The sequence below is a fragment of the Pedobacter heparinus genome (genome assembly GCF_032678725.1).
Classification (GTDB): Bacteria; Bacteroidota; Bacteroidia; order Sphingobacteriales; family Sphingobacteriaceae; genus Pedobacter; species Pedobacter heparinus_A.
This window is the reverse complement of sequence record NZ_JAVTSC010000008.1, coordinates 183,993-200,792: the sequence shown is the minus strand read 5'-3', so window position 1 is coordinate 200,792 and position 16,800 is coordinate 183,993. Positions and strand designations below refer to the sequence as shown.

General features: G+C 41.5%; 16 protein-coding genes. 11 read left to right on the top strand and 5 right to left on the bottom strand.

Features of this window, described 5'->3' with window-relative positions:
* The first annotated feature begins 154 nt into the window (after positions 1 to 154).
* The 6 genes from R2Q85_RS14005 to R2Q85_RS13980 all read left to right on the top strand — a co-directional run bounded on the left by R2Q85_RS14005 (position 155) and on the right by R2Q85_RS13980 (position 6,346).
* Positions 155 to 1,366 carry an IscS subfamily cysteine desulfurase gene (locus R2Q85_RS14005; protein WP_316812420.1) on the top strand — a complete coding sequence of 404 codons (1,212 nt, stop codon included), beginning with the start codon at positions 155 to 157 and terminating at the stop codon, positions 1,364 to 1,366.
* Positions 1,367 to 1,391: 25 nt separating this feature from the next.
* Positions 1,392 to 1,805, top strand: coding sequence for a Fe-S cluster assembly scaffold IscU (gene iscU, locus R2Q85_RS14000; protein ID WP_316812419.1), 414 nt, complete (start codon positions 1,392 to 1,394; stop codon positions 1,803 to 1,805).
* Positions 1,806 to 1,878: 73 nt separating this feature from the next.
* A complete protein-coding gene (locus R2Q85_RS13995) occupies positions 1,879 to 2,205 on the top strand; it encodes an iron-sulfur cluster assembly accessory protein (protein WP_316812418.1) in 327 nt (108 codons plus the stop codon).
* Between the two features lie 74 nt (positions 2,206 to 2,279).
* Entirely contained in the window at positions 2,280 to 4,193 is a 1,914-nt protein-coding gene (locus R2Q85_RS13990) for a long-chain fatty acid--CoA ligase (RefSeq protein WP_316812417.1), read from the top strand.
* A 129-nt stretch (positions 4,194 to 4,322) separates the two neighbouring features.
* Positions 4,323 to 6,044, top strand: a complete 1,722-nt coding sequence (lysS, locus tag R2Q85_RS13985; protein WP_316812416.1) for a lysine--tRNA ligase — start codon at positions 4,323 to 4,325, stop codon at positions 6,042 to 6,044.
* 86 nt (positions 6,045 to 6,130) lie between these two features.
* Positions 6,131 to 6,346 carry a hypothetical protein gene (locus R2Q85_RS13980; protein WP_316812415.1) on the top strand — a complete coding sequence of 72 codons (216 nt, stop codon included), beginning with the start codon at positions 6,131 to 6,133 and terminating at the stop codon, positions 6,344 to 6,346.
* A 28-nt stretch (positions 6,347 to 6,374) separates the two neighbouring features.
* Here the strand turns inward: R2Q85_RS13980 and R2Q85_RS13975 are convergent, their stop codons facing one another.
* Complete coding sequence (locus R2Q85_RS13975; RefSeq protein WP_316812414.1) at positions 6,375 to 6,914, bottom strand: DUF2892 domain-containing protein; 540 nt, start codon at positions 6,912 to 6,914, stop codon at positions 6,375 to 6,377.
* A 147-nt stretch (positions 6,915 to 7,061) separates the two neighbouring features.
* Between R2Q85_RS13975 and ung the strand changes: the two genes are divergently transcribed.
* Complete coding sequence (gene ung, locus R2Q85_RS13970) at positions 7,062 to 7,739, top strand: uracil-DNA glycosylase (protein WP_316812413.1); 678 nt, start codon at positions 7,062 to 7,064, stop codon at positions 7,737 to 7,739.
* A 62-nt stretch (positions 7,740 to 7,801) separates the two neighbouring features.
* On the opposite strand, the gene R2Q85_RS13965 is transcribed toward ung, so the two are convergent.
* On the bottom strand, positions 7,802 to 8,272 hold the full coding sequence (locus tag R2Q85_RS13965; RefSeq protein ID WP_015807383.1) for an Lrp/AsnC family transcriptional regulator: 471 nt from the start codon (positions 8,270 to 8,272) through the stop codon (positions 7,802 to 7,804).
* Positions 8,273 to 8,410: 138 nt separating this feature from the next.
* Between R2Q85_RS13965 and R2Q85_RS13960 the strand changes: the two genes are divergently transcribed.
* From R2Q85_RS13960 to smpB, 3 genes are read left to right on the top strand one after another with little or no spacing between them, the layout of a single operon-like run.
* Positions 8,411 to 9,064: a metal-dependent transcriptional regulator gene (locus tag R2Q85_RS13960; protein WP_316812412.1), complete on the top strand. Its 654-nt coding sequence runs from the start codon at positions 8,411 to 8,413 to the stop codon at positions 9,062 to 9,064.
* Between the two features lies 1 nt (position 9,065).
* A complete protein-coding gene (locus R2Q85_RS13955; RefSeq protein ID WP_316812411.1) occupies positions 9,066 to 10,940 on the top strand; it encodes an Nramp family divalent metal transporter in 1,875 nt (624 codons plus the stop codon).
* A gap of 23 nt (positions 10,941 to 10,963) precedes the next feature.
* Positions 10,964 to 11,413 (top strand): SsrA-binding protein SmpB, encoded by a 450-nt coding sequence (gene smpB, locus R2Q85_RS13950; protein ID WP_316812410.1) that lies wholly within the window; start codon positions 10,964 to 10,966, stop codon positions 11,411 to 11,413.
* 4 nt (positions 11,414 to 11,417) lie between these two features.
* On the opposite strand, the gene R2Q85_RS13945 is transcribed toward smpB, so the two are convergent.
* The 3 genes from R2Q85_RS13945 to R2Q85_RS13935 all read right to left on the bottom strand — a co-directional run bounded on the left by R2Q85_RS13945 (position 11,418) and on the right by R2Q85_RS13935 (position 15,035).
* Positions 11,418 to 12,074, bottom strand: coding sequence for a protein-L-isoaspartate(D-aspartate) O-methyltransferase (locus tag R2Q85_RS13945; protein ID WP_316812409.1), 657 nt, complete (start codon positions 12,072 to 12,074; stop codon positions 11,418 to 11,420).
* Between the two features lie 100 nt (positions 12,075 to 12,174).
* The gene (priA, locus tag R2Q85_RS13940) at positions 12,175 to 14,646 is read right to left on the bottom strand and encodes a primosomal protein N' (protein WP_316812408.1); all 2,472 of its coding nucleotides are present in this window, start codon (positions 14,644 to 14,646) and stop codon (positions 12,175 to 12,177) included.
* A gap of 2 nt (positions 14,647 to 14,648) precedes the next feature.
* Positions 14,649 to 15,035, bottom strand: a complete 387-nt coding sequence (locus R2Q85_RS13935; protein WP_316812407.1) for a DUF423 domain-containing protein — start codon at positions 15,033 to 15,035, stop codon at positions 14,649 to 14,651.
* A 109-nt stretch (positions 15,036 to 15,144) separates the two neighbouring features.
* Between R2Q85_RS13935 and R2Q85_RS13930 the strand changes: the two genes are divergently transcribed.
* Positions 15,145 to 16,719, top strand: a complete 1,575-nt coding sequence (locus R2Q85_RS13930) for a hypothetical protein (protein WP_316812406.1) — start codon at positions 15,145 to 15,147, stop codon at positions 16,717 to 16,719.
* Positions 16,720 to 16,800: the final 81 nt, after the last annotated feature.

Sequence of the window (16,800 nt, the reverse complement as noted above, 5' to 3'; positions counted from 1 at the left end):
TTCCAGTACTTGCATGTGACGGTCAATTCCTGGCAACCCTAACGTTAAAAGAATGTAAAAATGCATGTTTTAACTATACCGTCATAGGCATTATTTATAATTGTTGGCAATCTTTTTTTGTATCTTTGTACATTAATAAGCATAAAAATATATAATGGAACTTCCTATTTACTTAGATAATAACGCAACTACTCCTCTTGATCCAAGGGTACTGGAAGCAATGCTGCCTTATTTTACCAATAAATTTGGCAATGCTGCAAGCCGTAACCATGCATTTGGATGGGTTGCCGAAGAAGGTGTTGACTACGCACGCGAACAAGTTGCCAAATTGATTGGCTGTACTGAAAAAGAGATTATTTTCACTTCAGGAGCTACAGAGGCTGACAATCTGGGCATTAAAGGTGTATTTGAAATGTACCAGGAAAAGGGCAACCATATCATTACAGCTACTACGGAACATAAAGCTGTGCTGGATACTTGTAAACACCTGGAAAAACTGGGCGCAAAGGTTACTTATCTGAAAGTAAAAGAAGATGGATTAATTGACCTTCAGGAGCTTGAAGAGGCGATGACTGAGCAAACGATCCTGGTTACCATTATGTATGGAAACAATGAGATCGGTGTAATCCAGCCTATTAAAGAAATATCCGCTATTGCCCATAAATTTGGCGCATTGTTCATGACAGATGCCACACAGGCTGTAGGTAAAATACCTGTAGATGTAAATGCAGACGGAATTGACCTGATGGCTTTTTCTGCACATAAAATGTACGGACCTAAAGGTGTTGGTGTATTGTATGTGCGCCGTAAAAACCCAAGGGTAAAAGTAACGGCACAAATGGATGGCGGTGGCCATGAGCGTGGCATGCGTTCGGGTACCTTAAACGTACCAGGAATTGTTGGATTAGGTAAAGCCTGTGAGTTATGCCGTTTAGAGATGGACGAAGAGGCCAGACGATTGTCAGCTTTAAGGGACAAACTGGAAAATGCACTTACTGAACTGGAAGAAAGTTATGTAAATGGAAATACCCGGCACCGCTTACCTCATGTAGCTAATATCTCTTTCAAATATGTGGAAGGTGAAGGTTTAATGATGGCCATGAAAGACTTAGCGGTATCTTCAGGATCGGCCTGTACCTCTGCTTCTCTGGAACCTTCTTATGTATTGAAAAGCCTTGGTTTATCTGACGATCTGGCACACTCATCTATCCGTTATGGATTGGGCCGTTTTACTACTGAAGAAGAAGTTGATTACGCAATAGAAAATACTAAAAAAGCAGTAAATCACCTGAGAGACCTTTCTCCGCTTTGGGAAATGTTTAAAGAGGGTGTGGATTTAAGTAAAATTGAGTGGGCAGAACATTAATTTTTAAAATCAAAAAACAAGAAAGATGGCATATTCAGAAAAAGTTATAGAACATTATACCAACCCCAGAAACGTTGGTACTTTAAATAAAGACAGTAAATCAGTTGGTACCGGCCTTGTGGGTGCACCTGAGTGCGGCGATGTAATGCGCCTGCAAATTGAAGTTGATGAAAACAACATGATTACCGATGCTAAATTTAAAACATTTGGTTGTGGTTCTGCGATTGCATCGTCATCACTGGCTACAGAATGGTTAAAAGGTAAAAGCATAGATGAGGCTTTGACAATAGACAATATGGATATTGTGGAAGAGCTGGCTTTGCCACCGGTAAAAATCCATTGCTCGGTTTTAGCTGAAGACGCAATTAAGTCAGCAATCAATGATTACCGCGTTAAAAATGGCATGGAGCCAATTGAACTGGCCAAATCTCATCATTAATCAATATTTGACTGATTTCAATCTGGTACGTCTTTTGAGCTATACCATCACGAAATCAAAATATTAACATAAAATGATTACAATCACTGAAAAAGCGAAAAGCAAAATCGACCAGTTAATGGAAGAATCGCAGATGGATACCACTTATTTTTTGCGGGTATCTGTTAAGGGAGGGGGATGTTCAGGATTATCATATAACCTGGACTTCGATAATGAAGAAAGTGCGGGAGATCAGTTTTTTGAAGATAAGGGCATCAGAATAGCTTTAGATATGAAATCCTTCCTTTACCTGGCAGGAACTGAACTTGACTTTTCTGATGGTTTAAACGGAAAGGGTTTTAATTTCAACAACCCAAATGCGAGCCGTTCATGCGGCTGTGGCGAGAGTTTTTCTGTTTAAATACAAATATTATATTTGCATAGGCCGGTACAGTTCCATCTGTACCGGCCTGTTTTATAAATAACCAAAATGTCATGGAACTATTTAATGCGCATTCTACCATTCCAAGCTTATTGCGTAATGTTGTAACAAACATTCACAAACCAGAAGAGACATTTCTGATCCATAAAAAGGATACGGTCTGGGAAGAGATTTCTTATCAGCATACGCTGGATTGTGCAGATGCCATTGCTGCCTTTTTCATGGAAAAAGGTATTGTTAAAGGTGACAGAATGGGCCTGATGATCGAAAATTCACCTGAATATGTGTATTATGATCAGGGCATACAACAAATTGGTGCCATTAACGTATCCATATACCCAACACTATCCGAACATGAGATAGCATATATTGTGAATGATTCGGGTATGCGGGCCATCCTGATCGGCAATACCTTCCTGTATAGAAAGATCCTGAAGATCGCTGCCAATTGCCGGCAGCTGGAATACATCATACCGGTCTTTGCTGAATATCAAAAAGTTGAAGTTCCGGAAGACTTAAAAGTACAGATCATTCCTTTTGCAGAAGTATTGGCTAAAACAGGAAAATTAACTGCCGGTCAGCTTGCAGCGGTCAGCAGTATCCGGAATACCGTATTGCCTTCCGACATTTCTTCATTGATTTATACCTCTGGTACAACCGGAACCCCAAAAGGTGTTATGCTTTCTCACAGCAATTTTGTGGAGAATGTAAAAGTATGTTTACAGCAGATCCCTGTAATTGATGAAACGGAAACATTCCTTTCTTTTCTTCCGCTATCGCATGTTTTCGAACGAACAGCAACCTACCATGTATGCTGTGCACAGGGCTGTAAAATAGCTTATGCCCAAAGTCTGGAACTGCTGGCTAAAAACATGGCTGAAATTAAGCCGACGGTAATGAGCTGTGTACCCAGGCTACTGGAAAAAATACACGACAAGGCCATCAAAAGTGGTACTGCAGGTGGCGGCCTTAAAGCTAAGGTATTTCTTTGGGCACTGGAGGCCGGCCAGGATTACCGGCGCAGCAAGGAAGCAGGGAAAGCCCCGGGATTGGTGAGCAGTGCAAAAAAAGCCATCGCGGAGAAACTGGTATTCAGCAAGATCAAAGAAAAAACAGGGGGACGGTTAAAATTCATGATTTCGGGAGGTGCTGCCTTACCCAAGAATGTGGGCGAATTTTTCGGAAACCTGGGCATTAAGATACTGGAAGGCTTTGGCTTAACGGAAACGTCACCTGTAATGGCGGTTACAGAATACCACAGGCAGGTTTATGGTACTGTGGGAAGGGTAATTCCTGGTATTGAGATCGGCATACAGGATGTGGAGACCAAACAAATGATCAACATCCAGACCCATGATAGTTTTAATGAAGATTTTGAATGTGCAGAGGGCGAAATCATTGTAAGGGGTCATTGTGTGATGCAGGGATATTTTAACAAGCCGGCAGAAACTGCTGAGGCCATTGATAAAGACGACTGGTTCCATACCGGTGATATTGGTCGGTTTTACCGCGGTAACCTGCAGATCACTGACAGGCTTAAAAATATGATCGTAAACGCTTATGGTAAAAATGTTTATCCTACCCCGGTAGAAAATGTTTACCTGAAAAGCCTTAAAATAGATCAGATCTTCCTGATTGGTGATAAGCGTGAATACCTTACGGCCATTGTAATCCCCAATAAGGAAAACCTGCAGGAGACCTTTAAATTGCCGGAGTCTTTCTTTGAACAACCAGCTGTCTTCATCTCTGAAAAGGAGATTATTGACTGGATTGGACAGGATCTGAAAAAGCAGGCCAATGAACTGTCCAAGTTTGAACGCATCAAAAACTTTAAGGTAAAACGCAATCCGTTTAGTATGGAAGAAGGTGAAATTACCCCTACACTAAAAGCCAAACGCAGGGTTATTGAAACAAAATATGCCGAAGCCATCAATGAGCTATATGCAGCGCCCGTAGAGACCGATTAAGTCCTGTAAATATTATTTTACCTTTCTTATACCAACAGGTATAAAGAACTGATGTAAATCCCTATTTTTGCCTAATTTTAATTTAATATACAAATCAGCTATCTGGCCAGGTGCCTGATAAAAAAATATATGAGTACAGCACTATCAGAATTAGAAATATTGCGCCGTAATTCGCTAAACCAATTACGTGAGCTGGGCATCAATCCCTACCCTGCCGAAGCATTTGAGGTCAATGCCAATGCTGCAGACATTTTAGCAAACTACGAACGGGATAAAACAGCTTACAAGAACATCAGTATTGCTGGCCGTATCATGAGCCGCAGGATTATGGGAAGTGCCTCTTTTGTTGAGCTACAGGATTCAACAGGAAGAATACAGGCTTATTTAAAAAGAGATGACCTTTGCCCTGAGGAAGACAAGACTTTATACAATACAGTATTTAAAAAACTGCTGGACCTGGGTGATTTTATCGGTATTAAAGGTTATGTATTTACCACACAAACCGGTGAGATATCTGTACACGTCAGCGAATTTAAATTACTTTCTAAATCTTTAAAGCCTTTACCAATTGTAAAACGCGATGAAGAAGGCAATATCTACGATGGCTTTACCGATCCTGAAATGCGGTACAGGCAGCGTTATGTAGATTTAACCGTTAACCCGGATTATAAGCAGATCTTCATCAACCGCTCGAAGGTGATCAATACCATGCGCAGTTATTTCGATAGCCAGGGATGGATGGAAGTGGAAACGCCGATCCTGCAGCCTATACATGGTGGTGCTGCTGCACGCCCGTTTGCTACACATCACAACACGCTGGATATGCCCCTCTACCTGCGTATCGCCAACGAATTATACTTAAAGCGTTTAATCGTTGCAGGATTTGATGGGGTATTTGAATTTGGAAAAATGTTCAGAAATGAAGGGATGGACAGAACACACAACCCTGAATATACGGCCATGGAGATCTATGTCGCCTATAAAGACTACATCTGGATGATGGGGATGCTGGAAGAATGCCTGGAAAAAATTGCCTTAGCCATTCACGGAACGGCAATTGTAAAGGTTGGCGATCACGAGATCAACTTTGAGGGCCCGTATCAAAAACTGACAATGTACGAGTCCATCCAGAAATATACCGGCATTGATGTATCGGGCATGACGGAAGCGGAATTAAAAGAGACTTGTAAAAGTTTGAATATTGAGATTGACGCGACCATGGGTAGAGGAAAGCTGATTGACGAGCTTTTCAGTGAAAAAGTTGAGGCCAATCTGATCCAGCCTACCTACATCACAGACTATCCGCTGGAAATGACCCCGCTTGCTAAAAAACACAGAAGTAAAGAAGGCCTCGTAGAGCGTTTTGAGTTGTTTGTAATGGGTAAAGAAATCGGGAATGCGTATTCGGAGCTCAACGATCCGATAGACCAGCGTGAACGCTTTGAAGACCAGCTAAAACTAGCTGACAGAGGCGATGACGAAGCAATGGTCATGGATGACGATTTTGTCCGCGCACTGGAATATGGTATGCCGCCAACTTCAGGTTTAGGTGTCGGTATAGACCGCCTGGTGATGCTCATGACCAACCAGTCTACGATACAGGAAGTATTGTTCTTCCCGCAAATGAGACCGGAAAAGAAAGCCAGAATAACCACCGATGAAGATTTTGTAAATGCGGGTGTCCCTGCAGAATGGGTGCAGGCGATCAGAAAAATGGGTATTAATACCATAGAGGAATTGAAAACGGCAAACCCTAATAAGGTCTTTAACGACCTGGGTGGCATGCGTAAAAAGCTTAAACTGGACCTGGTCATGCCTTCCAAAGAAGAGTTTAGCACCTGGTTTGCTTAACATAAAGGTAACAAAAGCTTAAAGGCTTGCTACAAAAATTGTAGCAAGCCTTTTTTACTTTTATGCATATTTAAATTACTAAGATTATGAACAGTTCAAGTTTAGAGATCACAGAAAAAGAATACTGTATAAAATTAAGCAAAGAAGCCTTTGACCTGACACTAATCCGTCAGCTGATCACCAGGATACAGTCTGAGCAACTGTTCTTCAGTAGGAGCAAGGATGACATGGAAGATGACATTATCAGCAGAACCAATCGTTCAGAAGCACACGAGAATTTCGACCGGTTAAGCGAAAAATAAAAAGCCACATCGTTGATGTGGCTTTTGCTTATCTGTATCTTACCTGCTGCTGTTTATCCAGCATGCCCAGCTGATCTTTCATTTGTTTAATCTGATCGGCCAGTAATTTATTTTTATCGGCCTTTTTGGCTTCCGTGAGGTACATTTGGGCTTCACGCTTGTTCCGTTTGGCCATTGCTATTCCTGCAAGGCTCAATTTTGCCAGCGCAATGTTATGATCCATGTGCATACCCAGGGAAAGCGATTTTTTAAAATATTTCTCTGATTGCATCGGTGCTTTTCTAGACTCAATCAAACCGGTCAACAGGTGGTAATAGCCATGCTGAACCCTGATCAGCTGTTTTTCGTAATTGCTGATTTTCTTTAAATAAACTTCTGCTTTGGACATATTGTCTTTTCTTAAAAACCACTGGGCCAATAACATATTCTCATTAAAGAAATAAGTAACTCCAATTAATATACTGATAAAAAAAGCCAAAATCCCCCATCCCCAGAAACCAAAGATCATAAGGGCAATCGAACCTCCCAGCACTGCAAAACCTACAATAAGACGAACTACATTTGGCATATTCTATTATATTTTTTTTGCAAATATCGTGTTTAAATACCAAAAATTAGATTTAATTTATAATTTCAACAAAAAAAGAATTGCTTTCAATTCATGGTCGCCACCAAAAAGGCAAATGGTCAATTTTTTATAAACCTCAAATAATAGATGTCTGTTTCAATAGAAGAAAGCTGGTTAAAGGTATTAAAAGATGAGTTCGAGAAGCCCTATATGAAATCGCTCAAAGCCTTTTTACTGGAAGAAAAACGAAAAGGATATACTGTATTTCCTAAAGGTCCTGATATATTTAACGCCCTTAACCATACTCCTTTTGATAAAGTGAAAGTGGTTATCCTGGGTCAGGATCCTTATCATGGCACCGGACAGGCGCATGGCCTATCCTTTTCTGTACAAAAAGGTGTGGCCATCCCTCCATCCCTAAAAAACATTTATAAGGAATTGTCCAGTGATATTCCCGGCTTCAGCAGCCCAAATCATGGCAACCTGACCCAATGGGCAGATGAAGGAGTTTTACTGCTTAATGCAACTTTAACGGTTAGGGCGCATGAAGCCGGCTCACACCAGGGTAAAGGTTGGGAAACCTTTACCGATAAGATCATCAGCGAATTATCAGAAAAAAGAACAGGCCTGGTTTTCCTGCTATGGGGTAGATATGCACAAAACAAGGCTGCATTAATCGATCAGAAAAAGCATACCATCATCGCTGCCGCACATCCCTCTCCTTTCTCAGCTTACAATGGATTTCTGGACAGCAGGCCTTTTTCAAGAGCTAATGCTAAGCTAATCGAGCAAGGCGCTAGTCCCATCAACTGGCAAATTACCTAAAAGAAAAAGGGTAAAAGCTGCAAATGCAGCTTTTACCCTTTTTCAATTTTAAAATTCATTGCTTAATATTCCAAAGGAACAATAGGCTCCTTCTTGGTGGTAGACATGATCATCATGGTTTGAAAAGTTTTCACCACCGAGATCTTGCTGATCTTATCCATAATCAGGCGTTCGTAAGCTTTAATGTCATTTACATATACCTTCAATAAGAAATCAGCCTGCCCGGTCACATGGTGACACTCCGTAATTTCTTTAATCTGGTTTACTTCATCCAGAAAAATCTGAATGGTATTGTTCTTATGAAAATCCAATTGAACCTGTATAAAGGTTTTTATTCCCAAACCCAGTTTTTCTTCATCAACCAGGGCATGATAGCTCTTAATAAATCCAGAAACCTCCAATTTCCTTACCCGTTCTAAGGTTGGCGCAGGTGAAAGCCCGATCTCCTGGGACAACAGTAAATTTGTCATCCTGCCGTTCTCCTGCAATAATTTAAGAATTTTAAAATCCGTTTTATCTAGTTCTGTCGCCATTATTTTTAAATTATGCCCAAATATAGAATAAGAATACATTACCCGCCAAATTTTATTCTAAAAAAAATCAAATAATTTATAGTTTATTTCTCCCGTTTTTTTTTAGATTTGTCTAAACATTTAGTTAGGTAAACAAAAATGCAATCATTCACAGAAGAGAACTACCTGAAAATCATATACCATTTATCTCAAAATCATGATGAGGCGGTTCAAACCAATGCCATTGCTGAAAAAATACAGACCAAAGCAGCATCAGTTACTGATATGATCAAAAAACTGGCTGATAAGGAATTGGTAGACTATAAAAAGTACCAGGGAGTAAAACTCAGTCCGGCTGGCAGGGCTGCAGCCATAAACATCGTCCGCAGGCACCGGCTTTGGGAAGTATTCCTGGTTGAAAAGTTAAATTTCAAATGGGATGAAGTGCACGACATTGCAGAAGAACTGGAACACATCAATTCTGCGGAACTTATTGAGCGTCTGGACGAATTTCTGGCTTTTCCTAAAAGTGATCCGCATGGCGATCCCATACCAGATAAAAGCGGGAAGTTCGATGCCCTTGCATTTATCAAACTGAACAAACTTAAACCGGAGGACCGGGGACTGATCATGGGGGTAAGCGAACATTCCTCTGCTTTTCTGAGACACCTCGAAAAATCAGGTTTAACCCTGGGAAAAATGATCAAAATAATTGAAATCAATGATTTTGACGGTTCTATAGAATTAACATTGGAACAAAAAAACATCAGTGTAAGCCGGGAAGTAGCCAAACATATCCTCATCAAACTATAACATGAAGCACGCGGAACACAAAGATCCTCAATCCTTAAGTGAAGTACATCAAAGCGTAGACACCAGCAAACGTACTGGCTGGAAGCGGATATTGTCCTTTATCGGCCCGGCTTACCTGGTTAGTGTAGGCTATATGGACCCGGGCAACTGGGCTACAGACCTTGCTGGTGGCAGCAAGTTTGGTTACCAGCTCATCTGGGTGCTCCTGATGTCCAACCTTATTGCCTTATTGCTGCAGTCACTCAGTGCCCGCCTGGGTATTGTAAGGGGATTGGATCTTGCCCAGGCTTCCAGGAATGCCTATCCCAAATGGGTGAACATTCCCTTGTTTGGTTTAGCCCAAACGGCCATCGTGGCCTGCGATCTGGCCGAAATTATAGGAATGGCCATCGGCTTAAACCTTTTATTTGGCCTGCCCTTGATATGGGGCATCAGCATTACCATTTTCGATACCGTATTGCTCCTGTTCCTCCTCAACAAAGGGATGCGCAAAATGGAGGCTTTCATTGTTTCCATGGTATTCATTGTTGGCGTTTCTTTCTTAGTAGAAATGTTCATCGTAGAACCTTCGCTAAAAGAAATTGTCAGGGGTTTTGAGCCCTCTATGCTGGGTGGCGAAGCATTATATATTGCCATTGGTATCATTGGTGCCACGGTAATGCCGCATAACCTGTACCTGCATTCCTCCCTGGTGCAGACCCGCAAATTCCAGCGGGATGAAAAAGGCATCAAGGAAGCCATAAAATTTAATTTCATAGATACGGCTGTAGCCTTAAATCTTGCTTTTTTTGTAAACGCCGCCATCCTGATCCTCGCAGCAGCAGCATTCTATAAAAACGGTTTGCATGAGGTTGCCGAAATACAGGACGCGCATAAATTGCTTCAAAATATATTTGGTAATGTTGCCCCTGCGTTGTTTGCCATTGCCTTAATCGCTGCCGGTCAAAGTTCTACGATAACCGGAACACTGGCCGGGCAGATCGTGATGGAGGGACACCTTAAACTGCGCATACAACCCTGGCTACGCCGTTTAATTACCCGTTTACTTGCCATTATACCTGCATTTTTTACCATACTCTGGTATGGTGACGATGCTTTAGGGGGTTTGCTGATCCTGAGCCAGGTGGTATTGAGCCTGCAGCTTGGTTTTGCGGTAATTCCCCTGATCCACCTCACCTCCGATAAACAAACAATGAAAGGTTTTGCCATAAAGCTCTGGGTAAAAGTACTGGCCTGGGTCAGCTCACTGATCATTGTCAGCTTAAACGTTAAACTCGTTATAGAAGAAATCAAAACATGGGGTGCAAGTGGTGAATGGTACATTTATGCACTGGTAGTTCCAGCAGCCATATTGATAGCTATCCTTTTGTTGTATATTTTTATATACCCTATCTTAAGCCGCATCAGGCGCGAAAGCAATAACGTACCGCATGGACAGGCACTCAATATCGGAGCAGTTGAAAAAATAGATTACCTCCGGATTGGAATCACTGTAGATTTTTCTAAAAACGACCGCAATACCATCCGGCATGCGTTGATACAAGGCGGTAAAAAGGCTCATTATTACCTGATCCATGTGGTAGAAACTGCCGCAGCAAGGTATTATGGCGACAGTGTAATGGATTATGAAACCCAAAGTGATACTGAAAACCTGCAAAAATATTGCGACAATCTGGCCGAACTCGGCTATCAGGCCAGTCCACACATCGGTTATGGTGGTACTGTAAAAGCCATTGTCAACATCAGCAATGAGAATAAGCTGGAGTTGCTGGTAATGGGCGCCCACGGGCATAAAGGCTTAAAAGACCTGATACTGGGCACAACCGTGAATTCGGTTCGCCATAAAGTGTCCATCCCTGTGCTCATTGTAAGATAAAATTCGGATATTAGCGGGCCGTTATGAAGAACGATATTCAGATAAAGAACAAAAGAGCCTACTTTGATTACCACATTATTGATAAATATAATGCCGGATTGGCCCTGTTAGGCACCGAAATCAAAGCAATCAGACAAGGTAAGGCCAACATGACCGATGCCTTCTGCATGTTTATTGGTAATACACTCTATGTACGTAACCTCCACATTTCAGAATATAGCCACAGCTCCTTTCATCACCACGAGATCAAGCGCGATCGTGTCCTGCTGCTCCATAAAAAAGAGCTAAAAAAGCTTAAAGTAAAAAGCGAAGAAAAAGGGTATACCATTGTACCTCTGCGTATATTTACCAATGAAAGAGGCTTCGCTAAAATAGAAATTGCGCTGGCCCAGGGTAAAAAGGAATTTGACAAAAGGGATAGCATCAAGGACAGGGAATCTAAACGGGAAATGGACCGTGCAATGAAAGTATAAATCCTTACCAGGCCTGATCGCCCAGCAGCGGTACAAACCTGAAGGTATCCAACTCTATCCTTTCAAAATCAGTTTCACTTACCCGGATTACCGTGACCATTTTTTGCGAATGTTCATCACCTACGGGTATCACCAGTATGCCACCTATTCTGAGTTGCTTTAATAAAATTTCAGGTACAAGTGGTGCACCCGCAGTAACGATGATCTTGTCATAAGGTGCATGTTCGGCAATTCCCTTAGATCCGTCGCCGAAAAAGAAATGCGCATTGTAACCCATACCCGGTAAAACCCTGATGGTATGTCGGTATATACTTTCCTGGCGTTCTATAGTATACACATTTGCACCCAGCTCCATCAATATGCAGGTCTGGTAACCAGAACCGGTTCCAATTTCTAAAACTTTATCGCCTTTTTTGATGTGCAGCAGTTCGCTCTGGTAAGCAACGGTATAAGGCTGCGAAATGGTCTGACCATCACCAATAGGGAAAGCGATGTCTTTATACGCCTGGTTCCAGAAGGTTTCATCAAAAAAGAAATGCCTTGGTACTTTGCCTATTGCTTTAAGCACTTTTTTATCTGCAATCCCTCTCGATTCCAAATGTGCTGCCAATCTTTTTCTTGCCCCCTGTTCTCTGTAATTATCAACAAACTTATATGCCATTTCATTCCAAAAATAGCTTTTTGAAAACTAATAATTCAATGTTTTTAATCCCGTTCCGGTTAAAAACGCCTAATCAACACAGAATCAATCTCAATAATTTTTAAGGATCAACATCTACCTGGATGTTCACTGTCCGGAAATCCTTTTCCGCCTGGAACTGAACAATTACCTCTTTAAGGACCGATTTCACCTTCTGAATAGAGGTGTCTTTGTCACTTTTAATGATCACCTGTTTGAGGTAATAATTCCTGATTCTGGCTACCATTGGCTGCTCCGGGCCCAATACCCTGGAACCAAGCTGAGCCCTTAGCGCAGTTGCGAAACGCTGCGCAGCCAGATTTAACAGGTCCTGGTCTTTATGCTTAACGTTGATAAAGATCAATCTTGTAAAAGGAGGATAATGAAACTGAAGGCGTTCAGCCAGTTCGTCCCTGTACATTTCCAGATACTGGTTCTCCATCACCTGCCTGATGATGCGATGCGAATCGTCGTAAGCTTGTATAATTACCTTGCCCTGTTTATCTCTTCTTCCAGCCCTTCCTGCTACCTGTGCCAGCAGCTGGTAACTGCGTTCAAATGCCCTGAAATCAGGGTAGTTCAACAAAGTATCTGCATTAATGACCCCAATCAGGGTAACATTATCAAAATCAAGCCCTTTTGCAACCATCTGCGTACCAATCAGGATATCCGTTTTCTTTTCCTGAAAATCAGTAATGATTTGCAGTAAACCATTCTTAGTACGTGTGCTGTCTACGTCCAGGCGGGCAATTTTAGCTTCCGGAAAAATCAGGCTGAGTTCCTCTTCCACCCTTTCTGTCCCAAATCCCTTCTGCTCTATATGTACAGAACCACAGGCCGGACAAATGTTAATGCTACTTTGATGATAACCGCAATAATGGCAATGCAGCTTACCACTGGTTTTATGATAAGTTAAGGAAACGTCACAGTTTACACACTTAGGCGCATAACCGCAGGTTGCACAGATCAGAATGGTGGCATAGCCCCTTCGGTTCTGGAACAGGATCACTTGTTCTTTTTGCTCAAGGGCAATCGTAATCTCGTCGATCAGCTTACCTGAAAAATAAGAAACCATCTTTTTTTTCTTGGTCTCTTCAGAGATGCTCACTACCTCATGCAGTGGCAGTTCTACTCCTCCAAAGCGCTCATTTAAAGTAACCAGGCCATATTTCTGGTTAAGGGCATTGTAATAACTTTCTATAGCTGGTGTAGCAGAACCCAGTACAGCCTTTGCCTTATGCAAATGAGCCAGGTAAACAGCTACATCCCTTGCCTGGTACCTGGGTGATGGTTCCTGTTGCTTGTAAGATGATTCGTGCTCTTCGTCCACCACAATCAGCTTCAACTCTTTAAAGGGCAGAAACACGGCCGACCTGGCGCCGAGTACTACCCGGTATTTGCCGTTTAACACTTTATTCCAGATCTCCACCCGCTCATTGTTGTTAAATTTAGAATGATAAACACCAATGGCATCTCCAAAATAACGCTGAATCCGCTGAACAATCTGGGTAGTTAAAGCAATTTCCGGCAGCAGAAACAATACCTGCCCCCCTTTTTCAATTGCCTTTTCGATAAGTTTAATATAGATCTGGGTTTTACCCGATGCCGTTATCCCATGCAACAACACCACGTCTTTCTGCTCAAATTCCGTCTCCGTCTGCTTTAAAGCCTGTTGCTGCGCGGTACTTAGTTCAAAGTTCATTACAAAATCATCGTCATTTTCCTTCAACCGGCTTACCGGCCGTTTTTCTACCGTAAATACTTCTTTATCCAGCAAGGTTTTAAAGGCCGCCTGTCCGCAATCACTTTCTTCCAGCAACTGAGATTTGGGGATCATATTTTGTTGCCTGGATAGCTTTATGAAGGTCAGCAGTGCATTCAGCTGTTTAGGTGCACGTTCCAGGATAGCAAACAGCTGTTTTAAATTTTCTTCTTCCTGATAAAAAGTATGGAGCGAAACAAAGGATTTTAGCAGGGGCCTGTATTTCTCTACCACCTCTTCAGCGATATATACCAGTCCTTTTTCCAGCAATGAATTGATGATCGGATAAACTGTTTTTTGTCCAAGCAAAGCAGATACATCAGCTATGGATAACCTTTTCTGCAGGTTTAGCGCAGCAATCAATATGCTTTCTTTGCCTGTTAAAACCTCTTCCTGCAAGCCCTCTTCCCTGAGCACTATAATGGTCTCGCTGGCAAGTTTTAAGCCGGTAGGCAAGGCCGCAGCCATAACATCTCCCTCATTACACAGGTAATAACCAGTCATCCAGTCCCATAGTTGCAATTGCGTTCCGGTAATTACCGGTTGCTCATCTACCACATCGATGATGTACTTGGCCTGGTAAAGTTCAGGAGCAGTTTTGCTGATGGTTTTAATTAAGGCGGTATAAATTTTATTCTTTCCAAACTGCACTACTACGCGTTTTCCAACCGCAACCTCGTTATTTAAATCGAATGGCACACGATATAGGTAGTTTTTAGCGAGTGACAAAGGTAAGATCACCTCTACAAATAAAGTTTCTCTTTCGCTGAATTCCAGCAGTTCAGCAGCCATTCCTATTTACGTTTTAAAGCTGCAAAAAACAACAATGACCAGCCCAGTATAAAACAAAGACCACCAATGGGTGTCACCGGGCCTATAAAGTTCACAAAACCAATATTTAAAATATCCCTGGTAGCCAGCAAATATAGGGAACCGGAAAAGAAAACGATACCCATTGTAAAAAAGCGATAAGTCCATTTAACCAGCGGATCATCTTCGGCAGCGAACTGCGCAAGAAACAATAGGGCAAAAGTATGGTAAAACTGGTACTCCACTCCTTTGGCCCATATTTCAAGCGATCCGGAACTCAGCACATTCTTTAAACTATGCGCCCCAAAGGCACCAAATATTACAGCAATGGCACCAAACAATGATGCGGTTAAGAGGATACGTTTACTCATGACAGATCGGCTTTTATCTTGCAAAATTAAGAAAATGCCTGTATTTACTGAGTAATAACAACGATTAAATTAAATAACCAAACTATTCAGTTAAATTTGTATTGTATTTATGAAGAAGCTCATCATTAGTATTATCCTGCTGTTTATAGCCATTGTTACAATGGCCTATCTCTATTTTTCCAAGCTCAATACCGACCAGCACACTACCGATGTTGGTTTGCAGTCTGCAACAGCAAATTCCGCCTTCATTTTCTCCTTCGAAAACGAAAAAGGAATTACCGACATTTTAAAAGAGCAGCAGCTGTTTGAAGAAATACTGGGTGCGAACCAATATAAACAGCTTACTTCCTTAAAAAAACACCTGCTTGCTTTACCTAAGGTGAACCAATTGATCGATAAACAAAATATATACATCGGTTTTGTGCCAAATGCTAATCAGGATATAGACTTTTTATGCTGCACCCAGATCAGCAGTCGGGAATATATCCCACAGTTGTTCCAGTCTATAAAAAACAGTGGCATCCGCATTGAAACCGTAAACAAACTGACCCGGCTTACTTTGGCTGACAGCAGTATCTTTTACCTGGGCATAAAAGATAAGCTGGCCATCATTTCTAATTCAGAACAACAAACTGCCGCTGCCCTTGCCAAAACGCCAGAGAAAAAAAACGTTGAGTTTATAGCTTACATCCAGGCCAGTAAAAGATTCACTAAAAATAGCCTTGCCCAATTGTATATTAATTTTAGCCAGCTACCCCGGTTATTGAAGAACATCATTGCGGGCAAATTGAGCGGAGAACTGGCAGTTTTTACCAACCAGAATGCCTTTGCTGCCTTAACCTATAATTTCAGCAATGAAAAAGTACTATTAACGGGAACCACGGTTAACGATGACCCAAACAATTATTACCAGTTGTTTTCCAACCTGCAGGCTCAAAAAATCACCATCAATAACATCCTCCCGGATCATACCGCTTCCTATACCATTTTTGCGGTAGACAATTATTCCAATTGGAAAAAGAGTCTTGACACCTGGTTCTTAAATCGCCATGAGGATAAAAAGATAACAATGCTGCTTACAGGCATCAACAGCAAATATCACCTCAACCCAGAGGATCTGTTCCCGAAATACTTTAAAAACCAGTTCATCACCTTCCAGCTCAGTACAGCTGAAAAAATTGGGGCGATAAACCTAAGCAATGGCGACAAAATGACACAACTGCTCTTAGACCTGAGCAACGATTACGATGAAGAAATAAAAATATTTAAAGAACCGGATCTGCTTTATGCTTATTTTGGAGCGCCGTTTATCGCTTTCAAAAAGCCTTATTATACCATTATAGACAATTATATGGTGGTTGCTAACAATCCCAGCACTCTGCACTCCTTTTTGAGCAGCTACAAAAATAATAAACTTTTGATCAACACGCCTAATTACATTAGTGCCAACAACCAACTACCAGGCAACTCCAGCATTACTTTCTATATAGACCATCGCAACGCGGCCGATATTTTCAGGAAAAACATCTATTTGTCCTATTATAAACACATCAGTGCAACAGAAGGCTTAAAAAAATATGACTCCTTTACTTATCAGCTGACTGGAGATAAGGGTAAATTTCAAACCAATATATTAATCAACAAACAGCCGGAAGTTTTACAAAAAGATTCTTTAGCTTTATAATATCAATCCTCCTTTATGTTAAAAAAGTATACTATACTTTGCTTGTTTTTTTTTCTCCCTTTTTTATCAAAGGCCCAACAG